Source organism: Pelagimonas sp., assembly GCF_050633425.1.
Lineage (GTDB): Bacteria > Pseudomonadota > Alphaproteobacteria > Rhodobacterales > Rhodobacteraceae > Pelagimonas.
Window position 1 is genome coordinate 258,509 of the sequence record NZ_JBOEGM010000020.1, and the last position, 22,982, is coordinate 281,490.

General features: G+C 56.3%; 18 protein-coding genes. 10 read left to right on the plus strand and 8 right to left on the minus strand.

The genetic code is table 11. The features are described from left to right. Positions 1-9: 9 nt before the first annotated feature. A complete protein-coding gene (gene glpK, locus ACRBB0_RS16995; RefSeq protein ID WP_431375640.1) occupies positions 10-1,494 on the minus strand; it encodes a glycerol kinase GlpK in 1,485 nt (494 codons plus the stop codon). A gap of 83 nt (positions 1,495-1,577) precedes the next feature. After that, complete coding sequence (locus tag ACRBB0_RS17000; RefSeq protein ID WP_431375641.1) at positions 1,578-2,180, minus strand: response regulator; 603 nt, start codon at positions 2,178-2,180, stop codon at positions 1,578-1,580. A 228-nt stretch (positions 2,181-2,408) separates the two neighbouring features. Between ACRBB0_RS17000 and ACRBB0_RS17005 the strand changes: the two genes are divergently transcribed. Together ACRBB0_RS17005 and ACRBB0_RS17010 are read left to right on the plus strand one after the other, a co-directional pair. Beyond that, the gene (locus tag ACRBB0_RS17005; RefSeq protein WP_431375642.1) at positions 2,409-2,933 is read left to right on the plus strand and encodes an oxidoreductase; all 525 of its coding nucleotides are present in this window, start codon (positions 2,409-2,411) and stop codon (positions 2,931-2,933) included. Positions 2,934-2,968: 35 nt separating this feature from the next. Next, positions 2,969-5,584 (plus strand): ATP-binding protein, encoded by a 2,616-nt coding sequence (locus ACRBB0_RS17010; protein WP_431375643.1) that lies wholly within the window; start codon positions 2,969-2,971, stop codon positions 5,582-5,584. A gap of 48 nt (positions 5,585-5,632) precedes the next feature. Here ACRBB0_RS17010 and tsaA read toward each other — a convergent pair whose 3' ends face one another. From tsaA to glpD, 5 genes are all read right to left on the minus strand, one after another. After that, positions 5,633-6,106 (minus strand): tRNA (N6-threonylcarbamoyladenosine(37)-N6)-methyltransferase TrmO, encoded by a 474-nt coding sequence (tsaA, locus tag ACRBB0_RS17015; protein WP_431375644.1) that lies wholly within the window; start codon positions 6,104-6,106, stop codon positions 5,633-5,635. 12 nt (positions 6,107-6,118) lie between these two features. Beyond that, positions 6,119-6,967 (minus strand): SMP-30/gluconolactonase/LRE family protein, encoded by an 849-nt coding sequence (locus ACRBB0_RS17020; protein ID WP_431375645.1) that lies wholly within the window; start codon positions 6,965-6,967, stop codon positions 6,119-6,121. Between the two features lie 216 nt (positions 6,968-7,183). Then, the gene (locus ACRBB0_RS17025; RefSeq protein ID WP_431375646.1) at positions 7,184-7,720 is read right to left on the minus strand and encodes a DUF4166 domain-containing protein; all 537 of its coding nucleotides are present in this window, start codon (positions 7,718-7,720) and stop codon (positions 7,184-7,186) included. Then, a complete protein-coding gene (locus ACRBB0_RS17030; protein ID WP_431375647.1) occupies positions 7,717-8,181 on the minus strand; it encodes a thiol-disulfide oxidoreductase DCC family protein in 465 nt (154 codons plus the stop codon). The genes ACRBB0_RS17025 and ACRBB0_RS17030 overlap by 4 nt, the downstream gene beginning before the upstream one ends. Positions 8,182-8,241: 60 nt before the next feature. After that, positions 8,242-9,828 (minus strand): glycerol-3-phosphate dehydrogenase, encoded by a 1,587-nt coding sequence (gene glpD, locus ACRBB0_RS17035; protein ID WP_431375648.1) that lies wholly within the window; start codon positions 9,826-9,828, stop codon positions 8,242-8,244. A gap of 211 nt (positions 9,829-10,039) precedes the next feature. On the opposite strand from glpD, the gene ACRBB0_RS17040 reads away from it, so the two are divergent. From ACRBB0_RS17040 to ACRBB0_RS17075, 8 genes are all read left to right on the plus strand, one after another. Continuing rightward, positions 10,040-10,624, plus strand: coding sequence for an ANTAR domain-containing response regulator (locus tag ACRBB0_RS17040; protein ID WP_431375649.1), 585 nt, complete (start codon positions 10,040-10,042; stop codon positions 10,622-10,624). Further along, the gene (locus ACRBB0_RS17045; RefSeq protein ID WP_431375650.1) at positions 10,621-11,799 is read left to right on the plus strand and encodes an ABC transporter substrate-binding protein; all 1,179 of its coding nucleotides are present in this window, start codon (positions 10,621-10,623) and stop codon (positions 11,797-11,799) included. The genes ACRBB0_RS17040 and ACRBB0_RS17045 overlap by 4 nt, the downstream gene beginning before the upstream one ends. 273 nt (positions 11,800-12,072) lie before the next feature. Then, positions 12,073-13,440: a CmpA/NrtA family ABC transporter substrate-binding protein gene (locus ACRBB0_RS17050; protein WP_431375651.1), complete on the plus strand. Its 1,368-nt coding sequence runs from the start codon at positions 12,073-12,075 to the stop codon at positions 13,438-13,440. Positions 13,441-13,554: 114 nt separating this feature from the next. Further along, positions 13,555-14,640 carry an ABC transporter permease gene (locus ACRBB0_RS17055; protein ID WP_431375652.1) on the plus strand — a complete coding sequence of 362 codons (1,086 nt, stop codon included), beginning with the start codon at positions 13,555-13,557 and terminating at the stop codon, positions 14,638-14,640. Between the two features lie 17 nt (positions 14,641-14,657). Continuing rightward, on the plus strand, positions 14,658-16,352 hold the full coding sequence (locus tag ACRBB0_RS17060; protein ID WP_431375653.1) for an ABC transporter ATP-binding protein: 1,695 nt from the start codon (positions 14,658-14,660) through the stop codon (positions 16,350-16,352). 4 nt (positions 16,353-16,356) lie between these two features. Next, positions 16,357-18,807, plus strand: coding sequence for a nitrite reductase large subunit NirB (nirB, locus tag ACRBB0_RS17065; RefSeq protein WP_431375654.1), 2,451 nt, complete (start codon positions 16,357-16,359; stop codon positions 18,805-18,807). Further along, positions 18,804-19,136, plus strand: a complete 333-nt coding sequence (gene nirD / locus ACRBB0_RS17070) for a nitrite reductase small subunit NirD (RefSeq protein ID WP_431375655.1) — start codon at positions 18,804-18,806, stop codon at positions 19,134-19,136. The genes nirB and nirD overlap by 4 nt, the downstream gene beginning before the upstream one ends. Further along, the gene (locus ACRBB0_RS17075) at positions 19,133-21,748 is read left to right on the plus strand and encodes a molybdopterin-dependent oxidoreductase (protein ID WP_431375656.1); all 2,616 of its coding nucleotides are present in this window, start codon (positions 19,133-19,135) and stop codon (positions 21,746-21,748) included. Before nirD ends, ACRBB0_RS17075 begins: the two co-directional genes overlap by 4 nt. Here ACRBB0_RS17075 and ACRBB0_RS17080 read toward each other — a convergent pair whose 3' ends face one another. Beyond that, a complete protein-coding gene (locus ACRBB0_RS17080; RefSeq protein ID WP_431375657.1) occupies positions 21,749-22,978 on the minus strand; it encodes a Tm-1-like ATP-binding domain-containing protein in 1,230 nt (409 codons plus the stop codon). It lies immediately after the preceding gene. Positions 22,979-22,982 lie beyond the last annotated feature (4 nt).

Here is a 22,982-nt window from a genome sequence, read left to right on the forward strand (position 1 = left end):
AAATACAGATCAAAAGGCCTGAGCAGCAGCAACAGCACGCTTCCACACGCTATATTTGCGATCGCGATCAGCATCATCCATCTTGGGTTGAAAGCGTTGTTCCAACGCCCAGGTGTCGGCAAAGCCCTGCATGTCTGGGTAAATCCCGGCGCGTTGACCCGCAAGCCATGCGGCGCCCATCGCCGTGGTTTCCAAAACCTCGGGTCGGTCCACCGGCGCATCCAGAATATCAGACAAAAACTGCATAGCCCAATTTGAGGCGCTCATACCGCCATCAACCCGCAGCGCGGTTTCACCTGCGTCGCCCCAATCAGCCTGCATTGCCTCAAGCAGATCACGGGTTTGATAGCCCACGCTCTCCAACGCCGCACGGGCCATCTCCGCCGGGCCCGACCCGCGGGTCAACCCAAACACGGCACCCCGGCATTCCGCGTTCCAATACGGTGCGCCAAGCCCCGTAAAGGCAGGGACCAAGACCACGTCTTGCGCATCATCTGCGCCCTTGGCCAACTCTTGGGTTTCGGGGGCAGAGTCAATGATTTGGAGACCGTCGCGCAACCATTGCACCACCGCCCCCGCCACAAAGATCGAGCCTTCAAGCGCATATGTCGGCTGGCCATCCAGCTGATAAGCGATCGTCGTCAACAGACGGTTGTTAGACATGACCGGGGTTTCGCCAGTATTCAAAAGCGCGAAACAACCGGTTCCATAGGTCGATTTTAACATGCCAGGTTTAAAACAGGCCTGCCCGATGGTGGCCGCCTGTTGATCCCCCGCAACGCCCAAAATCGGGATGTCCGCGCCAAGATGTTCCGCCCCCGCGACCCCGAAATCCGCCCCGCAATCAAGGACTTCTGGCAGCATGGCCACGGGAATGTTCAACAGCGCGCACATCTCAGCGCTCCATTCCCCCTCAACGATATCATAGAGCAAGGTGCGCGCCGCATTGGTGGCATCGGTCACATGGCGCGTGCCGCCGGTCAGGTGCCAGATCAGCCAACTGTCAACAGTGCCAAAGATCAGGTCGCCGGCTTCGGCGCGGGCGCGGGCCCCCTCAACATTGTCGAGCAACCAAGCCAATTTAGTGCCGCTGAAATACGGATCAAGCAAAAGGCCCGTGCGCTTGGTGACCATCGGCTCATGGCCTTCCCCCTTGAGACGCTGGCACATTTCCGAGGTGCGGCGATCCTGCCAAACGATGGCATTGTGAATGGGGGCTCCGGTTTTGCGATCCCACACCAAGGTGGTTTCCCGCTGATTGGTGATACCGATCGCCGCGATGTCGGTGGCAGAAATCCCTGCCTTGTCTATCGCAGCACGGCAGGTCGACACTGTCGTTGTCCAAAGATCATCACAGTCATGCTCTACCCAACCAGACTTGGGGAAATGCTGTGTAAACTCCTCTTGCGCAGAGGCCACGATTTTCAACCCATCATCAAACACAATCGCCCGGCTGGACGTTGTTCCTTGGTCAATTGCGAGAATGAACCCCATTCTTCCCTCCATTTTCGCCAGTATTCGTATTTTTTCGAATTGTAGCGAATTTCAGAGAGGGAAACCATAGAAAACAGGTGAGGTCAGGCCAATCCTTTGTCACGGGCAATCATCGCCACATGCGTTCTGTTGCGCGCGCCCAGTTTCCGGCTCAGGGTTTTGACATGCAATTTCACGGTTACTTCCTGCAGGTCGAGATCACGGGCGATTTCTTTGTTTGCTTTGGCTTCGCAAATCCCGCGCAACACATCCAGTTCACGCCGAGTGAGCGAACCGGTTTCATCATCCGGTTTTTGCTGCATGAACTCAACCGGGGCATAGATTTCACCCGCCGCCATAAAGCGCGCCGCAGTCAAAAGCGACTTGGCGCTGAGCGTTTTGGGAATGAACCCTTGCGCCCCGGCCTTGAGCGCGGCCTCGGCCACTTCTCGTGTTGCACTGCCCGAAATGATCGCCACGGGGCGATCTTGGTTGGCAGCTTTCATGCGTGCCAGACCATCAAGACCACTCATCCCCGGCATATTGTAGTCAAGCAGCACCAAATCGAAACTACCGGTTTCCTCAGCCGATTTCACCGCTTCCTCTAATGTTGAAACGGTAACAACCTCGTCGATCTCGGCACCCGTCAAATAGGCCGCGATCGTATCGCGAACGAGATCATGGTCATCTGCCACCAGGATACGCATATAGTTATTTCCATTCCGGGCCTGGCAGGCCACACTTTTAGTCACTCTTATATATTAAGAATAACATATGATCGATTAACAAAGTCGCAATGCCCTGTCTGAGGCGCAAACCCCAGCCTTTAGCCTGCCAGCCTATACGAAAGAGAGCAACAGATATCCGACTGCTCCGAACAAGATTTTGAATTTCACCCCACAATCCGCGCATTTGGGGATCGGAGAAAGAGACGCATGATGATTCGCAGACGACGCCATTTGCTCACCCTGTTGAGCGCGTTTTGGGTGATGACTTCAACCTCCCTTCTTGTGGCAGATCAACTCCCCTCGCCTTCGGGTGATGTGGTTTTGCGCGTCTCTGGCGGTATCGAGGTGACCAATAGCGAAGACGGTGCCGAATTCGATTTGGCCATGCTTCGCGCTTTGGACAGCCACGAGATTGAAACCACAACCATCTGGACCGATGGCGACCAGACATTCGTCGGTGTTGAGCTCGGGACATTGCTTAAATACCTCAAAGCGTCCGGCTCCATCATCAGTGCCTATGCCATCAATGACTATTTCATCGAACTTCCCTTCGAAGATGCAGAGCCAGGCGCAGCCCTGATCGCCTATGAGCGCAACGGCGTTGAGATGTCCGTGCGCGACAAGGGGCCGCTTTGGATCGTGTACCCTTATGATCACTCTGAGAGATTTCGCACCGAAGTTTTTTTTTCGCGCAGCGTTTGGCAGTTGGACCGGCTCATCATTGAGCGTTAAACTGCTTTTGAACGACAAAAAGGCAGCGGCATAGTTTGACCTATAGGGCAGAGAACGAAACCGGTGAAACCGGCCGCATGCGGCGTGGTCTTACCGCAGTTATTGTTGTGTTGTTTATTGCAATGATTTCGCTGTTGGTGCTTGATGTCCGCAAACAGCTGGAACATCTGTCCTTTGCGACATCCGACAATGTTCAATGGTTTTTGGGCCAAAGCGAAACAGAAGCCTTGTCTTTGGAATTGGCCGCACACCAAGCCCTTGCATCTGAAACAAGCGACCTGAGCGAGCTGCAAGTTCGCTTCGATGTGTTTTACAGCCGCATCGACACCTTGCGCAGCAGCCCAACGTTTGAACCGTTGCGAACTCATAAGCGCATTTCCAAACACCTTGATCACATCAACCAGTTTCTAGCCAAATGGGTGGCGATCATCGACGCAGGCGATAGCCGTTTTGCAACGCTACGCCCCGATTTCGCCCGCGAAGCCAGCGCTGCGCAGGATGCTACGCGCAACGTCGCCCTTGCCGGTATTGCGATTTTCTCGGAAATACGCGACGCCCAGCGCAACAGCATTTCGCAAACCCTGACACGGATCGCCATTTTGACCATTGCCTTGGTCACGGTCCTGATCATTGTGGTCTTGGCCATGTTTCGCTTGGCGCAAATCCGCGAACAGGATGCGCAAACCAATCTTGAAATCAGCGAACGGATGGAAGCCATCATTGCCACTGCGCTGGATGCTGTTGTCGTCACAAATCGCGATGGACGGATTGTTGAATATAATGGCGCGGCCGAGGCGATGTTTGGCTATCCGCGTCAGGCGGCGCTCGGAGCCAATATCGTTGATCTGATCATCCCCGATGAATTTCGCTCGATGCACAAAGAGGGTCTGTCGCAGTATCACCGCGACGGGTTGTCGAATGTGTCTGACACCACATCGCCGCGCATGGTTGGCCCCGGCATTGTCCAGCTAGAGGCACAAAATCAACGGGGGCGCGTGTTTCCGGTTGAATTGACCTTGGCCCGAACCGACAGCCGGGATGGAGAGATTTTCGTGAGTTTTATCCGCGACATCTCCACCCGCGTTCGCGCCGAAGAAGCGATGCGCGACGCCCGCGACCGGGCCATCGCCGGAGAAAAGCAAAAGGCCGACCTGTTGGCGGTGATGAGCCATGAAATGCGCACCCCCTTAAACGGGATGCTGGGTACGCTGGATCTGTTTGAGCCGGAAAAACTATCCAAACAGGACCAACACTTCCTAAGCGTGATGCGCAAGTCCGGGCAAATCCTGATGCGTCATGTGAATGATGTTTTGGATGTCTCGCGGCTTGATGCCGGTAAAATGAGCATGCAAAATCAATCTTTTGACCTGATTGAGCTGCTCCAAGATATCATTGAGGGTCAACGCGCCCGTGCCGAGGCACGCGGCAATGAACTCATTTTGTCACCCATGCGACCTGAGCTGCATGACGCTTATAATGACCCCGACCGACTTCGGCAGGTTTTGCTAAACTTGGTTGGCAACGCAATCAAATTTACCGAAAATGGCCAAGTCATCATTGAGGCCGAGTGCCACCAAGGGTTGGACGAGGTCGAAATTCGCGTGATCGACACAGGCCTAGGGATTTCGCAGCACGACTTGGATCGGGTGTTTGGCGACTTTGTCACCATCGACAGCTCATATGCGCGCAGCAACACAGGCACCGGACTGGGCCTTGGCATCTCGCAACGGCTTGTCACCGCATTGGGTGGCGAAATGGGGGCCGAAAGTGAACTTGGTGAAGGCAGCGTTTTCTGGCTTCGCTTGCCCCTCGCGCCCCCAGCAGAGGGCGCGATTGAAGCGCCAACCTGGCCGATGGAAGACCAAACCGATCTCGAGAATGTTGAAGCCCCTGCCCCCATGTCGATCCTTTTGGTCGAAGACAACCCCACCAACCGGATGGTCGCGCGGCAGTTGTTGGAACGTGATGGGCATGACGTCACCGAGGCCACGGACGGTGCCGAGGGCGTTGCCCATGCGCGCAATGGGTCATTTGGCGCGATTTTGATGGATATTTCAATGCCCGGCATGGATGGTATCACGGCCACCGGGCTCATTCGACAGGACGACACCGAGACGCCAATTATTGCAACAACCGCGCACGCCCTTCCGACCGAGGCCGCCCGTTTCATCGGCGCAGGAATGAATGCCGTGCTGCTCAAACCGCTTACCAAAATCAGTTTGCGCCAAACCCTGACCAAAGTAATGTCGGCCCCGTTTACCATGATCCCCGGGCTGCCGAGGTCTGATGATCTTATCAAACAAAGCTTGCTTGACGAGTTGCTCGAAGAGCTGCCCCGCGACCAGGCTTTGACCTTGTTCAAGAAGTTCAGCTCCGAGATGACCCGCTTTCAAGAGGCCTACACCGTTGGCCCAGTGTCTGATTTCGAAACACTCGGCACCGAGGCCCATAAAATGGCGGGGTCGGCTGGTGTGTTTGGTGCCAACCGATTGAATCTGTTGTTGCGCGACATACAGACCGCTGCGCAGGAGTCTCAGGGCGAGTTGCCGCCGCTTTTGGCCCAGATCACACCAATTTGGTCCGCAACATATGGCGCATTCAAACAGCTTGGGCTTATCACTGACAAACACCAAAACTTGGACAAAGGATAAGCGACCACGCCCCGTGACCGGCCCAACATCGAACCGGTCTCAAAAGTGCTAGGCCTTGGGTGGAGCTTGAACGCAATATCCCCGTCGATCAGGTTTGATGTCCAGCAGCGGCGTATCATCAAGGCAATCAAGCCCTTGGACAGTCAAAACAGGCCCATCGCAAGCGACCAGTTTCACAACGGCTGTTCCAATCGGATTGGGCCGAACCGGTGATCGCAACGCAAATGTCCCGCGGGCGTTTCCATCTGACCGCGGGCTTTGCGTTAACAAGTCACGACGCGCGCGATCGAGCCAGTACAGCACCTCAATCAACACCCCAGGCTCCAAACCTTGGAGGGCCGGTTCAAAGCGCGCCTCAACTTCGATCTGGCACTCTGGTCCGTCCAAACTGCCTTGACGCGGACACTCCCGACGCGTTGCAAATGGCGTCCTTATGCGCCCGATAAACTGCAAGGCCGCTTGGTTTTGGATTGGGGCATCCAGCACGGTTTCGCCGGGGCGTGGATCGTCGCTCGGGTCCATTTCACTGCCTTCTTAAACAATCACCTGATGTTCGGCTTGCCCACGGGCCGAGACGTCTTTGGCAAAGGTCTGGCCACGCAACGGATCCTCGTCGCCCAATCCGGTTGCTGCGGATGTTGCAAATAATGTCTGGAGATCGCGGCCGCCAAAGCTTGGGCAGCTTATCTGCAACGCTGGAAACGCCACCGCCTCCAGAAATGTGCCTTCGGGGCTGTAACATGCCACCCGCGACGCCCCCCATTGCGCATTCCAAAAATTGCCCTTGGCATCAACAACGGCACCGTCCGGGTTCACGCCTTCGGCTGTCAGATCAAGCCAAACCTCCGCCTCGCCCTCAGGCCAACCTTCGACATCCAAGGCAACCCGCTGAATTTGCTTGGTCGGGGTATCTGTAAAATAGGCATACCGCGCGTCGGGCGAAAAACAGATTGCATTGGTGACAGTCATTTCCCCAAACAGCTTGCGCAGCTCGCCTTTGTAATAGCGATAGATCGCACCGGCACCAGCTTCACACTTGTAGCCCATTGTTCCGATCCAAAACCCACCCTTTGGGTCAGCCCGACCATCGTTGGAACGTGTTGCCGGGTTATCCGCCTCAAGATCAACCAGTCGGGTTTCGCGTCCGTTGGTCAGGTCAAACGCAAAAAGATCGCGCTCCGAGGCGATCAAAAAGCGGGTCTCATCAATCCAGCCCGCAGCCGAAACAGCGCGGTCAAATTTCCATTCTTTTTGGCCCTGCTCACCATGTTCGAACAATGTGTGACCCAGGATATCGAACCAGAACAAGCTCTGCCGTTCGGGGTGCCAAAGCGGCCCTTCGCCCAGAATGCAAGAAGTGTTCGACACAACAAGACCGTCCATAATGTTAGCGCTCCAAGTTTTGAGTTTCGCGCAGTGTCCACCGATGGGCTCAGCAGGTAAAGCCCTTATCCGATTTGGTCTTACCTAATCACCATGCCGACGTGTCTTTTCCAGCCACTCGGCCAGTCACTGGGTCAGTCGCCGGGCCAGTCACTGGGTCGCACCCGACATAAACAAAAGCCCCGTGACATGATCAAACGCACCGGCCAGGGCACATCACTCCGGCAGCGCTTCACAACTGTCGATCCATCCCGAATAATGCACGATCTGCGTGCCCAAAAACGGCAAGCGGATCGTCACTTCGAACCGATACCTTTGCGCTTCGGCAAACTCCGACGCTTCAACCTGCGGGCGCAACCAGCTTGGTAATGTCAACGCCCCAATCTGAAACCCAGCCATCCGTAGCTCAAGTACGCGTCCCCGCATATTCGGCACCATCGTCACGGTGACAGGCCCAAGCTTTTCCGCCAACACCCCATCCTCAGTCACCCAAAGGGTCGATTTCATCGCGACTCCATCGACAAAACGCAGCCAGTGATCCTGGCCTCCTTCTTGGCGGGCTTCGAAAATCAGGTCGCCATTGTCGGTTGGTCGCGCAAACCCAAATTTCTGACCAATCTGGGCCAGAAACGGCAAGCGGGCATAGCTTACGGTTATACGACCCGCAAACCTCCCATATCCGGCGTGCAAATCCTGACATTCCTGAGGAAGGTCATCAAACCCTTCGCCAAGCCATTCTGTGTATACTGTCATTCGCTTATGATCCGCCGTCTGAGTTCCGGGTCCGGCAAAGCACACATGTCTGAGCGCCCAAACCAATCATATCGATTGCGGGCAAGCCGAGCATAAAGCCAGTCCTGCACGGGCAACGGCACCAGCCGCAACACCACCAAAGGTTTCAACATGACGTGCAATCGCGGCGCAATTCTCAAAATCGCGTCAAGCGAGCCATACGCCACCCCGCCGTCCACGACGAGCCAGCTTTGCGGATCTTTTGGATCAAATCCGTAGTGGCGCAAAAGCCCAGTGCCCAGTGATGATTGAACCGGTGCGATGCGCATTTGGTCATGCCGGTCCCATCTCGCAATGCGACGCGCCGAACCCGAACAAACCGCGCAATCTCCATCCATGACAAGCAGCGTGAAACTGTCATCAAAATCAGGAACTTGCGCATCGTCTCGATAGGAATAGGCGGCTTTGGGCGCTGGACGCATGACATACCTCTTGCGTCACAGATAACCCGCGCATCGCCAAACGCAACTGTGTCAAATTGGTCAGGCCGCTTTGGTTGCCTGCTTGTCTTGCATCCACGCGTCGAGCGCAGCAATTTGCGCCTGATCCAAATGCAGACCCAGCTTGCCACGCCGCCACACGATGTCTTCGGCACAGGTGGCATATTCGCGCTCCATCAACCAAACGACTTCGGCCTCGCTCAGACCCGCACCAAAATCATGGCCCAGATCCTCAAAACCGCGCGCTTGCCCCAAAACCTCTGTCGCTTCGGTGCCATAGGCGCGGAACAGTCGCAAAACGGATTTCTGCGGTAAAAATGGGTATCTCTGGGCCAGTTTGGCAATGCGCGCCTCGACCTCCTCAACCGGGAAATGCCCACCGGGCAGCGCAACACCAGCGGTCCATTTACCTTCCATTCCATCAAAAAACGGTGTCAGCTTATCAAGCGCATTTTCGGCCAATCGCCGGTACGTGGTGATCTTGCCACCAAACACATGCAACACCGGTGCGCCGCCTGTTTCATCCACCTTAAGCACATAATCCCGTGTCGCCGCAGTGGCGCTTGATGCGCCATCATCATAGAGCGGCCGCACGCCCGAATAAGTCCAGACCACATCCTCAGCGCACAGGTCTCTTTTGAAATAGTGACCTGCAAAATCAATAAGGTAATCGCGTTCCTGGTCGGTGCATACAGGGCGTTCATCAAGGTTTTCATGCTCTGCATCAGTGGTGCCGATCAGGGTGAAATCCTGTTCGTAGGGAATGGCAAAGATGATGCGACCGTCAGTCCCCTGAAAGAAATAACACTTGTCATGATCATAGAGCTTCTTGGTTACGATGTGGCTACCCCGCACCAGACGCACGCCTTCGCGCGAATTAAGCCGTAGCGTTTCTTGCAGCACTTGCCCCACCCAAGGGCCGCCCGCATTCACCAAGACCTTGGCTTTGTGGCTGCGTGTTTCACCGCTGCGTTGATCGGTGGTTTCGATGATCCAAATATCGTCTTCACGACGCGCGGATGTCACCTTGGTTTGCACCATGATTTTCGCCCCCCGCGCCTCTGCATCGCGAGCATTTAGGACCACCAAGCGTGCATCTTGCACCCAACAATCAGAATATTCATACGCGGTTTCAAACCGTTCATCTATGGGGGCCCCTTCGGGCGTCCCGCTCAGAGTCACGGTTTTGGTCCCTGGCAGAATTTTGCGCCCGCCAAGATGGTCATACATGAACAGCCCCAACCGGATAAGCCACGCGGGGCGTCGGCCTTTCATCCACGGCATAAAGGTTGTCAAAAGTCGCGATGTTGGCGTGTCGGAATCAAACCGCATGTCTTTGTGGTAGGGCAACACGAACCGCATCGGCCAGCTGATATGCGGCAACGCACGCAGCAATTCTTCGCGCTCGATCAAAGCTTCGCGTACCAGACGCACCTTGAAAAACTCCAGATACCGCAGACCACCGTGGAACAGTTTTGTCGATGCAGAAGACGTCGCCGAGGCCAGATCATTCATTTCTGCCAAGGTCACCGACATGCCACGCCCGGCCGCGTCGCGCGCAATTCCGACACCATTGATCCCGCCACCAATGACAAAAAGGTCAGAAATTTTCGAATCCGCGCTGTGCATAAAGGCCTCCTATGGCTTGCCTCCGACAAATGCCACAAAACCAGAAAAAGGAAAAGTAAAATGTTCGTAAAAGTGCGATTCAACACCAAAGCGAAAATTCACCCACGCGCGCCGCTTGTTGCCGCCTGTTTTTTAGGCACAAGGGACCGCCGCGACCTAAAATGCTGCATTGCAGCTTTACATTCCGGCGCTGAGACGATGTTCATCGCGCATGTCCAATATGCTTTCTATTGTAGTGGTCGAGCCGGACCGGGACCGTGCCTTGCAAATCATCGACAGTTTGCGCACGGCAGGTGAGTATGAAATCCGGGTGATTTCAGAAACCACCGGGTTGGCGCGCCAGGTCCATCAGCACAATCCCGACGTGGTCCTGATCGACCTTGAAAACCCATCCCGCGACATGCTCGAAGAATTGGCGCTCGCCTCTGGCCCCCAGGATCGCGCCGTTGCGATGTTTGTGGATCGCAGCAAAGAAGGCCTCTCTGCCGCCGCAGTCGAGGCCGGTGTCTCGGCCTATGTTGTTGGCGGAATGCAGCCAGAGCGCGTCACTCCGGTGCTCGAAGCCGCCATTGCCCGGTTCCGCCTGTTTCAACGCATGCGCGCCGAGTTGGCCGAAACCAAACGCGCGCTTGAAGAACGCAAAGTCATTGACCGCGCCAAGGGCATGATCATGAAAGCCCGAGGTGTGACAGAAGACGAAGCCTATGCGCTGTTGCGCAAAACCGCGATGGACCAAAACCGGCGCATGGCAGATGTCGCCGAAGCCTTGGTCACTGCGGCAGGATTACTATCATGAGAAATACACTTCTTCCGATCGGTTTCATCCCTCTGGTTGATGCCGCCCCGTTGATCATCGCCCAGGAAATGGGTTTTGCGGCCCAAGAAGGTTTGGCGCTGGATCTCAAACGCGCGCCCTCTTGGTCGAGCCTGCGGGATATGTTGACGTTTGGACAGGTCGACGCGGCCCATATGTTGTCGCCCGTTCCGGTTGCCACTGCGCTGGGTCTGGGCGGAGCAGGTGTCGCGCTGGACGCCATTATGGTCACCTCGATCAATGGCAATGTGATTGGTGTTGGCAAAGAATTGGCCGACCAATTGCATGCCGATGGGCATACCTTCGGTTTCGATGACCCGAATTGTGCAGGCCGCGCCCTACGCGCGGCGGCAAAATCGCCATTGCGCATTGGGGTGCCGTTTCCATTCTCTATGCATGCGCAACTTTTGCAGTATTGGCTCAATGCGCTTGGCCCCTCTGCGCCCCAAGATCTGGAAATCCGTACCGTCCCCCCTGCCCTCATGGCCGACGCCTTGCGCGCCAAAGAGGTCGACGCCTTTTGTGTCGGCGAACCGTGGGGCTCCATCTCTGTCGATCAAAGTCAGGGGTCGCTCTTGCTTCCCGGTTCCGCGATTTGGCAACGGGCCCCAGAAAAGGTTCTCGCAGTTCGTCAGGACTGGGCCAATTCGGAAACTGATCTTGCGCATCGGTTGATCCGGGCCATTTGGCGCGCCTGTCATTGGCTCAGCGATCCAAGCTCTCGGATTCTGGCCGCGGAAATCTTGTCGCGCGCCGTCTATTTGAATTTGCCCACCGAAGTCATAGACCGCGCCCTGTCTGGCACTTTGACCATCACTCCAAGCGGCCAGCAACGGTCAGCGCCGGGTTTTGTTGAGTTCCACAGCGGGGCGGCAAATTTTCCGTGGCGCAGCCAGGCACAATGGATCGCTGGCCAATTGGCCACGCGGTTGCGATTGAACCAAACGGAGGCAATGGACGCGGCCAAGGACGTGTTCCGGTCCGATATCTATCGTTCGGCCCTGCGCGGAGTGACCGCGAATCTACCCGGAGCATCCTCCAAGATCGAAGGTGCCAACCAGTCATCTGTTACCCTCGCATCAGAAACCGGCTCCCTGATTCTCCCTCCGGACCGCTTCTTTGACGGCTCAATTTTTGACCCTAGCCACAACGCGTGACTAAAAAATAGGCGAAAAATTCGGTCAAAGCGCTGCATTGCGGCATTTCCCTTAAAATCCTTTGCAGTGGCAGCATTCCCTAAGCCACACTCATAACTAGGGTAGCAACGACGCCACCTGACATAACATTCACCCAAAGCGCCGATAGCTTTGGGCGTTTCAGAGCAAAGCCGCTCGACATATTGCCCTCCTCCCTTGGCGATTTGTCTGCGGCTTTCTTCGTTTTCGGCCCATCCGGCCAAAACACAACATCCGAAAAAGGAAATGATCCTGATGAAAAAGCTGTTTTGCGCACTGGCAGCCACCACCGCCCTCACATCCCCCGCATTTGCCGAAATGCTGGAGCTGGAAAAGGACGAGCTGACCTTTGGCTTCATCAAACTGACTGACATGGCCCCTCTGGCCGTTGCCTATGAACAGGGTTTCTTTGACGATGAGGGGCTGTTTGTGACCCTCGAAGCACAGGCGAACTGGAAAGTTCTGCTTGATGGTGTGATCGACGGCACTTTGGACGGCGCGCATATGCTGGCCGGTCAGCCGCTCGCCGCGACCATCGGCTACGGTACAGAAGCCCATATCATCACGCCTTTTTCAATGGATTTGAACGGCAACGGCATCACCTTGTCCAACGACGTTTGGGACATGATCAAACCTGATCTACCGGTTGATGCAGACGGCAAAATCATCCATCCGATCTCGGCCAGCCACCTAAAACCAGTGATCGAAAGCTATCAGGCCAAGGGTAAGCCCTTTAACATGGGCATGGTCTTCCCAGTGTCGACACACAACTATGAATTGCGCTACTGGCTGGCTGCTGGCGGTATCAACCCCGGCTACTACAGCCCCGAAAACGTAACAGGTCAGATCAACGCCGAAGCGTTCCTGTCTGTGACACCTCCTCCCCAAATGCCAGCGACGCTCGAAGCGGGCACCATCGACGGGTACTGTGTGGGTGAGCCTTGGAACCAGCAAGCCGTGTTCAAGGGCATCGGTGTCCCTGTGATCACCGATTACGAATTGTGGAAGAACAACCCGGAAAAAGTGTTTGGTATCAATGCCAGCTTTGCCGAGGAAAACCCAAACACCACGCTTGCGGTGACCAAAGCTCTGATCCGCGCAGCCCAGTGGCTTGATGAAAACGACAATGCCAACCGCGAAGCGGCTGTGGAGATCCTGTCGCGTCCTGATTATGTCGGTGCAGATGCCGAAGTGATCGCAGCCTCTATGACCGGGACCTTTGAATATGAGAAAGGGGACAAGCGCGACGTTCCAGACTTCAACGTCTTCTTCCGTCACTATGCGACGTATCCTTTCTACTCTGACGCGATCTGGTATCTGACCCAAATGCGCCGCTGGGGCCAGATCCCTGAGGCCAAGCCAGACAGCTGGTACGACGAGGTGGCCAAATCGGTCTACAAGCCAGAAATCTATCTCGAAGCGGCGAAATTGCTGGTCGAAGAGGGTCTGGTTAATGAGGCCGACTTCCCATGGGACAGCGACGGTTACAAAGCGCCAACACCGGCGACCGATATCATCGACGGCATCGGTTACGACGGCAAAGCGCCCAACGCTTACCTCGATAGCCTGCCGATTGGTCTGAAAGCTGATCAGCGCGTCATCGGTTCCAACATCGAAGGCTAAGCCTACGCTTTCACCCAAGCGCCAAAATGGGACGGCGGGTGGGGCGACGTGCACAGCACAAGCGTCACCCCCGTCCAAAAATACCCCAAGGATATAGTCCAAGGACACCCCCCCATGACTGCCATCGACCCAGACAGCCTAAACCAAGACGCCGAAGCAGAAGCCCGCCGCGCCCGTCTTTTCACCCGGATCAACGCCGCCGATAAGTGGTTCCAAGTTCTGGGCCTCGCGTGGCTCACCCCAATCCTCAAAGCCGCCGCCGGTGACAATCCCCGCGCGCAAGTCAAAGATATCTGGACCCTTTTGGGCGTACCGGTTCTGGCCATTGCGGCCTTCCTGATGCTTTGGGCGACGCTTGCACCACAGGTTCAAACCTCGCTGGGTGCGATCCCTGGCCCTTCCGCCGTTTGGACCGAAGCCAAGCTGCTGCACCAAGACGCGATTGCCAAAGCCGAAAAGAAAGAACAGCACGAAGAGCGCGTCGCCAAGCGCAACGAGCGTTTCATCGCGCAGGGTAAGCCGGAAAAAGTCAAAGACATTCCCTACACCGGCTCGCCGAGCTACTATCAACAAATCTGGACCTCTATCAAAACCGTATTTTTCGGCTTTTTGATTGCCTCCGCCATCGCCATTCCGCTCGGTATTCTCGCGGGTCTGTCACCAAGCGCCAATGCTGCGATCAACCCGCTTGTCCAGATTTTCAAACCGGTTTCTCCGCTGGCTTGGTTGCCTATCGTCACCATGGTTGTCTCCGCCCTTTACGCCACCAATGACGGGCTGTTTTCCAAGAGCTTCCTCGTCTCAGCCATCACCGTTACGCTGTGCTCGCTCTGGCCCACGCTGATCAACACTGCGCTCGGTGTTGCCTCCATCGACAAGGATTTGATCTCGGTTTCCAAAGTTCTGAAAATGAACACCTGGACCAAAATCACCAAGCTGGTGCTGCCATCGGCGCTACCGCTGATTTTCACCGGCCTTCGTCTGTCGCTTGGTGTTGGCTGGATGGTTCTGATCGCTGCGGAAATGCTGGCGCAAAACCCCGGTCTTGGCAAATTTGTCTGGGATGAATTCCAGAACGGTTCAAGCCAGTCACTTGCCAAAATCATCGTTGCGGTTCTGACCATCGGTATCATCGGCTTCCTGCTCGACCGGGTCATGTACGCTCTGCAATCGCTCTTCACCTTCTCGAACAATCGGTGATCGCCATGACAGACCAAATGACAGCACCCACAAGCCTTCTGAAGTTCGAAAACGCCAACAAAAGCTTCGGTGAAGGCACTCACCGCACCGAAGTTCTCAAGAACATCAACCTCGACATCCAGGAAGGCGAATTCCTCGTCATCCTCGGATTTTCGGGCACTGGCAAAACAACTCTGGTCAATCTGATGGCCGGTCTGGAACAGCCAAGTTCGGGCAGTGTCACCTTCAAAGGCAAGCCAATCAAAGAGCCAAGCCCAGAGCGCGGCGTGATTTTTCAAAGCTATTCTTTGATGCCATGGTTGACCGTGACGGGCAATGTCCGCCTTGCCCTCGACTCGGTCTTTCCAAAGATGCCGACGCAGGAAAAAATACAAAAGGTTGAGCAATTTGTACAAATGGTCGGCCTCTCGCACGCCGCCCATCGCCGCCCGGCCGAACTTTCGGGCGGTATGCGTCAGCGGGTCAACGTTGCCCGTGCCTTGGCGATGGATCCTGAAATGCTGCTCTTGGATGAGCCGCTGTCAGCGCTCGATGCCCTTACCCGCGCCAATCTTGCCGATGAGATCGTCAAGATTTGGGATGAGAGCAAAAAGACCTGCGTCTTGATCACCAATGACGTGGACGAGGCCATTTTGGTTGGCGACCGTATCGTCGCGCTAAACCCGGACGGCACCCTCGGCGAAGAGTTCAAGGTCGACATCCCGCGCCCGCGAGATCGGACTGAAATGAACAATGATGAGGTGTTCAAAGCCCTGCGCGCCAAGGTCACCACCTATCTGATGGATGTGGGGATCAAGGGCAAAGTGGAAGGCTCGAAAACCCTACCCGATGTCACCCCAATCCACGGTGTACCAACAGCGGTGGTTGAGGCGCAAAAAGGTCTGATCGAAGAACGTTTCCTCGACTTTTCGCAGCTTCACAAAATCTATCCGACCCCCAAAGGGCCTTTGACCGTTGTCGAAGACTTCAACCTCAAAATCAATCGTGGTGAGTTTATCTCGCTCATCGGTCACTCGGGCTGCGGTAAATCCACGGTTCTGACCATGGCCGCTGGCCTCAACGACATTTCCAAGGGCGCGATCAAACTTGATGGGCGACACGTCGAAGGCGCCGATCCGGAACGCGCCGTTGTGTTCCAATCGCCCAACCTGTTCCCATGGCTTAGCGCCCGCGAAAACTGTGCCATCGGGGTCGATAAAGTCTATCCCAAGGCCTCCATGGCCGAACGTCAGGACGTTGTTGAATACTACCTAGAACGCGTTGGTTTGGCAGACGCGATGGACCGTCCGGCGCATTCCATGTCGAACGGGATGAAGCAGCGCGTTGGGATTGCCCGCGCCTTCTCACTCAGCCCGAAACTGCTCTTGTTGGATGAACCTTTTGGCATGCTCGACAGCCTCACCCGCTGGGAGTTGCAAGAGGTTCTGATGGAAGTCTGGAGCCGCACCAAAGTGACCGCGATCTGCGTCACCCACGACGTTGACGAAGCGATTTTGCTGGCGGATCGCGTGGTCATGATGACGAACGGACCACAGGCCACCATCGGCAAAATCACCGATGTTGATCTGCCGCGTCCGCGCACCCGCAAAGCGCTGCTCGAACATCCTGATTATTACAATTACCGGCAGGAAGTGCTCGATTTCCTTGAGGAATATGAGCACGGGGCCAAGCCCAAGCCGAAACCAGCCCCAACCACAATTGCGGCGGAGTAAACCTATGACACAGAAACTTGTTATCATTGGTGCAGGTATGGCCGCTGGCCGTGTTCTGGACCACCTGACAGACGCCCAGAAAGATGGGGAAAGCGCCGACTGGGATGTGACCCTGTTCAATTCCGAACCTCGCGGCACCTATAACCGCATTATGTTGTCGCCGGTTTTGTCTGGTGAAAAGACATATGACGACATCGTCACCCATGATGCCGATTGGTATGACGCCAAAGGAGTCGACACCAAATTTGGCGTCAAAGTCACTGAGATTGACCGCGCCGCCAAGCTGGTTCGCGGCGATGACGGTAGCGAAGTCGCTTATGACAAACTGATCTTTGCGACGGGATCAAACCCGTTCATCATTCCCATGCCAGGACATGATCTGGACGGGGTGATCGCCTATCGCGATCTTGAAGATACCCAGGAAATGATGTCGCTGACATCCGCTCAAAAAGCCGTCGTTATTGGCGGCGGCCTGTTGGGGCTTGAGGCCGCGGCGGGCATGGCGGCGCGCGGTGTAGACGTGACCGTTGTGCATCTGATGGGCCATCTGATGGAGCGCCAATTGGACGAACCAGCGGGTTATTTGCTACGCAAGGCCTTGGTTGACAAGGGCATCACCGTGAAATGCTCGGCCAACTCCAAGGAGATCATCGGCGAGAACGGCAAAGTCAAAGCCCTGATGCTTGACGATGGCACCGAACTGCCCTGTGACAAGCTGGTCATGGCGGTCGGCATTCGCCCCAATATCGCTCTGGCGCAAGAAGTCGACCTGGCCTGCGGTAAAGGCATCCATGTGGATGACCAGTTGTTGACCTCGGACGAAAACATTTTTGCCATTGGCGAATGTGTCGAACATAACGGCGATATCTTTGGCCTCGTGGCTCCGATCTTTGATCAAGCCAAGGTTCTGGCCAAGGTTTTGCAAGACGAAGAAGCCACATTCGTCAATCGCGAGGTGTCGACCAAGCTCAAGGTCACCGGCTGTGATCTATTCAGTGCTGGTGACTTTGCCGAAGGCGACGACCGCGATGACATCGTGTTCCGTGATCCGGCGCGCGGCGTTTACAAGCGGTTGGTTTTGCAAGACAATAAGATCATCGGCGCGGTCATGTATGGCGATACCGCCGACGGTAGCTGGTTCTATGGCATGATCAAAGACGGCACCGATGTCAGCGATATGCGTGACACGCTGATCTTTGGCCCGGCGTATCAGGGGGGCTCCTCCTCGGACCCGCTCTCAGCCGTTGCAGCCTTGCCGGATGATGCTGAAATCTGCGGGTGCAACGGCGTTTGTAAAGGCGACATTGTCGCGGCGATCAATGAGGGCGCAACCGATTTGGGCGCCATCAAAGCCACAACCAAAGCTTCGGCCTCTTGTGGAACATGTACTGGCTTGGTGGAACAGGTCTTGGCGGTCACTTTGGGCGACGAATTTGTCATGCCCACCGCGCAATCGGTCTGTGGCTGTACCGATCTCACCCACGAAGACGTGCGCCGCTTGATCAAGGCGCAAGAACTGAAATCGCAGGATGCGGTTTGGCAGGAGTTGGGTTGGAAAACCCGCAATGGCTGTCACGTGTGCCGCCCGGCGATCAACTATTACCTGCTGGCCGATTGGCCGTTGGACTATGCGGACGATCCGCAATCGCGTTTTGTCAACGAACGCAAACATGCCAACATCCAAAAAGACGGCACCTATTCGGTTGTTCCACGCATGTGGGGCGGCATCACCACCCCGGATGAGCTGCGCGCCATCGCCGATGCGGCCGACAAATACGATGTGCCCACCGTCAAGGTTACAGGTGGTCAACGGATCGACCTTTTGGGGGTCAAAGGCGAAGACCTGCCCTCAATCTGGTATGATCTTAATCAGGCCGGTATGGTCTCGGGTCATGCCTATTCCAAGGGACTGCGCACGGTAAAAACCTGTGTCGGATCAGACCATTGCCGTTTTGGCACGCAAGATAGCACCGGGCTTGGCATCAAGTTGGAAAAGCATCTTTGGGGGTCTTGGACACCGCACAAACTGAAGCTCGCGGTGTCAGGCTGCCCACGCAACTGCGCCGAAGCAACCTGTAAGGACATCGGCGTGATCTGTGTGGACTCTGGTTATGAAATCCACGTCGCGGGCGCGGCTGGGATGGAGATCAAAGGCACCGAAGTTCTGTGCAAAGTCGCAACCGAAGAGGAGGCGATGGAGGTGATCAGCGCGATGACGCAGATCTACCGCGAGAATGCCAAATACCTCGACCGGATTTTCAAATGGGTCGACAAGGTGGGGCTCGATTGGGTCAAGGAACAGATCGTTGATGATCTGGAGAACCGCAAAGCCTTGGCCGACCGGTTTGAAATTTCACAAAGCGTCTATCGCGCCGACCCATGGGCCGAACATGCCAAAGACAAAGCTAATATTTATCAACCCCTTGCAGATTTAACACTGGAGGCCGCGGAATGAGCTGGATCGACATCGGAGACATTAACGACATCCCTTTGCGTGGGGCCCGCGTGGTGAAAACCCCGGTTGGCTGTGTGGCCCTGTTCCGCACAGATGACACCGAAGTGCGCGCCATTTCAGACCGCTGCCCCCATAAGGGCGGCCCACTGTCCGAAGGCATCGTGCATGACAACAAAGTGACCTGCCCGCTGCACAACTGGGTGTTCGATCTAAATACCGGCCAGGCCCAAGGCGCGGATGAAGGCAGCGTTGACACCTTTCCGGTCAAGGTTGATGCGGGTCGTATCCTTCTGGATGGCGCATCCGTTGGAAACAGGAGCGCCGCATGACCAAACCTATCCGCTCCACCTGCCCCTATTGTGGCACCGGTTGTGGGGTTCTGTTGACCCCCACGCCCGACGGCCTTGACGTCAAAGGCGACCCTGATCACCCGGCCAATTTTGGACGGCTCTGTTCCAAAGGGTCGGCCTTGGGCGAAACCGTTGGACTGGGCGGGCGTTTGAAAACGCCTCAGGTGGATGGAGCGGAGAGCGATTGGGATACTGCCCTGCAATTGGTCGCTGACAAGTTCAGCGACACAATCAAAGAACATGGGCCCGATAGCGTTGGGTTTTACCTGTCGGGTCAGTTGCTGACCGAAGACTATTATGTCGCCAATAAGCTGATCAAAGGCTATATGGGCACCGCAAATGTCGACACGAATTCAAGGCTTTGCATGGCCTCCACTGTTGCCGGACACAAGCGCGCCTTTGGCACCGATACCGTGCCACAAACCTATGAAGACATCGAGGAAGCCGATCTTGTGGTGTTGGTGGGGTCCAACCTCGCTTGGTGTCACCCGGTGCTGTTCCAACGCCTGATCGCCGCCAAAGAAAAACGCGGCACCAAGATTGTGGTGATTGATCCGCGCCGCACCGCAACCTGTGAAGCGGCCGATATACATCTCCCTCTGGAGGCCGGAAGCGATGTGGCCCTGTTTGGCCACCTGCTGGTGCAGCTCTATGAGAATGGGGCCTTGGATGCAGGGTTTCTGGCCAATGTGAACGGGTTTGACGACGCACTGCGCGCGGCCTTTGGGGCCGATTTGGACGTCACGGGCCTTGATCGCAACCTCGTCGATACATTCTGCGAATTGTTCATTCAAACCGAAAAAACCGTGACGATCTTTAGCCAAGGGGTGAACCAAAGTTCCTCTGGGGCCGACAAGGTCAACGCCATTCTGAACTGCCATCTGGCGACCGGACGCATTGGCAAACCGGGCTGTGGCCCGTTATCTGTCACCGGCCAACCCAATGCCATGGGCGGGCGCGAAGTGGGCGGTTTGGCCAATATGCTGGCCTGTCATCTCGATATCGAAAACGCGGAACACCGAGCCGCCGTGCAAGGGTTCTGGCAGTCCCCTTGCATGCCGGACACGGCGGGGTTGAAGGCCGTTGATATGTTCCGAGCCGTGGGTGACGGCCGGATCAAGGCCCTGTGGATTATCCACACCAACCCCGCCGTTTCCATGCCTGATGCCGCCGCCGTGCGCGCCGCAATTGAAGGATGCGACTTTGTGGTGGTGTCTGACGTCACAGGGGAAACCGACACTGCTCGGCTGGCCGATGTTCTGCTTCCCGCCACCGCTTGGGCCGAAAAAAACGGCACCGTGACCAACACAGATCGCACCATTTCACGCCAACGCGCCGCCCTGCCCGCACCGGAACATGCCCGCCCTGACTGGGCACAATTGGCCGACGTTGGTCGTCGAATGGGCTGGCAGGAGGCGTTTTCATACGACTCAGAAGCCGATGTGTTTCGCGAATACGCTGCTTTGTCTGGAATCGCAGGCGACCTTGGGCGGGATTTTGACATTTCCGGCCTCAAGACGATGACGGATGAGGCATTTGACGACCTAATGCCCACCCGCTGGCCAATCTCTCCGCAAAAACAAGGCGGACGGTTCTTTGCGGATGGACAGTTCTTTCACGGCGATGGCAAGGCCAAAATGCTGGCTCTTGCCCACCGCCCACCAGTGGCCCGGACCGGCCCGCGTTACCCGTTCCGGCTTAACACCGGACGGGTGCGCGACCAGTGGCACACGATGACTCGCACCGCAAAGTCACCGCGTTTGTCAGCGCATTTATCCGAGCCTTTTGTCGAAATCCACCCAACAGATGCCCGCCAGCTTGAAATCGGCGCGGATGATTTGGTGCACTTGCGCAGCCCTCAAGGCAGCGCGGTGATGCGCGCAAAGATCACGGACGCCGTGCAGACCGGAACGCTGTTTGCGCCCATCCATTGGACCGGCGAAACCGCCCCCGCCGCACGGATTTGCGACACTGTCGCCGGAGAGGTTGATCCGATTTCCGGCCAACCTGAAAGCAAAGCCGCCGTGGTTTCTGCGACCCGATTCCAGGCCAAGTGGTATGGGTTTGCGGTGTCGGTTTCCGATGCCACACCGGACGCGGACTATTGGGCCAAGGTCAAAACAGAAGCCGGGTATCGGATTGAATTGGCAGGGCAAAAGACCCCCGAAGATTGGGAAACCGCCGCCCGCGATTTGTTCGGTCTTCCCGATGCTGAATTGCAGATTTTGCAAGACAAATCCCGCGGCATGGCCCGCATTGCGTTGCATCAGGACGGGGTTTTGCAAGCAGCGCTGTTCATCGCGCCTGACCCGGTTGCCTTGATGCGCGACTATGCAGCGACCCTACCGGGCCAAGAGGCGCGGGATGTTTTGACCGGCCGTGCCCCTGCCGACATGCCCAACCCCGGACCAACCCTATGTTCGTGCTTCAACGTCGGTGTGAACACGATTTTGACCGCCATTGAAACCCAGGGATTGATGAGCGTCGACGCTATCGGTGCAGCGCTTCAGGCCGGGACAAATTGCGGATCCTGTCGCCCGGAAATAGCCGCGCTTTTGGCACAGACACAGGCCCTTGAAGCGGCGGAGTGATCAGCCCAGCAGGTCTTTGGCAATCCAGTCATCAAAGACCTGCAACGCCGCCTGTGTGAAGCTAGGATCGTTGATGTGACAATCCAATTCGCGCAGCTCGACCTGCGCGGGACACTGTGTGCGCATCTCGTCGATATAGGCGGCAAGCCCCTCTGGATCACATAGGGGGCCACCGAGGCGATCCCATTCATTCCCGCCATGTAGCGGGAGTAAAAACACTGTCGGGCCAGTGGCTTGGGTCATTTTATCACACATCGCCCGCGCGACCTCGCGCCTTTGATCCGGCGTGAGCATAACGGACGAGAGCAGCCGATTATGTGCATGGCTTTCCTGTCCGCAGAGCTTTTGCGGCGGGTCCTGCCAACCGACATAATCCACCAGATCATAACACCCCGGCGCAAGCAATTGCGGCACTGCTCTGCGCCCCGCGCCGGTCATGCGATCCGCCCCGGCGCTGATGGTTGACCCCATCGTGTGGTTCGACACCTCTTGGGTGGCAAAATCCATCACGGCGCGAAACACGCCTTCGGACGCAAGGCTTTCAAAGGCCCGCCCCCCCATACCAGTGGCGTGAAACACCGCCAAATCATAGCCGCGCACGGCCAAGGCCGGTTTCAGATCAACCATATATCTCAGCACAGTTTTGCCAAAGCTGGTCATGCCAATCAGGGGTCTTTTGAGGTCAGGTTTTTCAACCGCCCGCGCCGCGCCCAACACCGCCCCAGCGGCCTGAGACAGAGAGGCTTTGCATATAGCGTTGAGCCCATAGAGCCCGCCAGCCCACAAGATCATCTGGATATCCGCCGCCAACCGTTCCGGCGGCAAAAGCGGTGAAAACGATACGGTTGAGACAACGTATTTTGGCACGCCAACCGGCAAGGCCTGACAGACATCCAGCGCCAGATCGGTCCCCATCGTACCGCCCAACGTGATCACCCCGTCAAAGGCACCTTCCCGATACAAACGCAGGGCAAGAGCAGATGCGCCATCGGCCATGATTTGCATCGCCAGATTTTCATCACCCCCATCAATCGCCGCTTGAATTGATGACCCGCCGGCCTCGGCCACCTGATGTTTCGAATAATCACAAGGGTTTGTCGGATCGCCGAGCACCGACACATCCATGGTCACAGCGCCGCCACCCTGGGCGCGGATCACATCAGCCATATAGGTGAGCTCTTCGTCCTTGGTGTCAAACGTGCCAACGATGAGAATGGTTTTATCGCTCATTTTA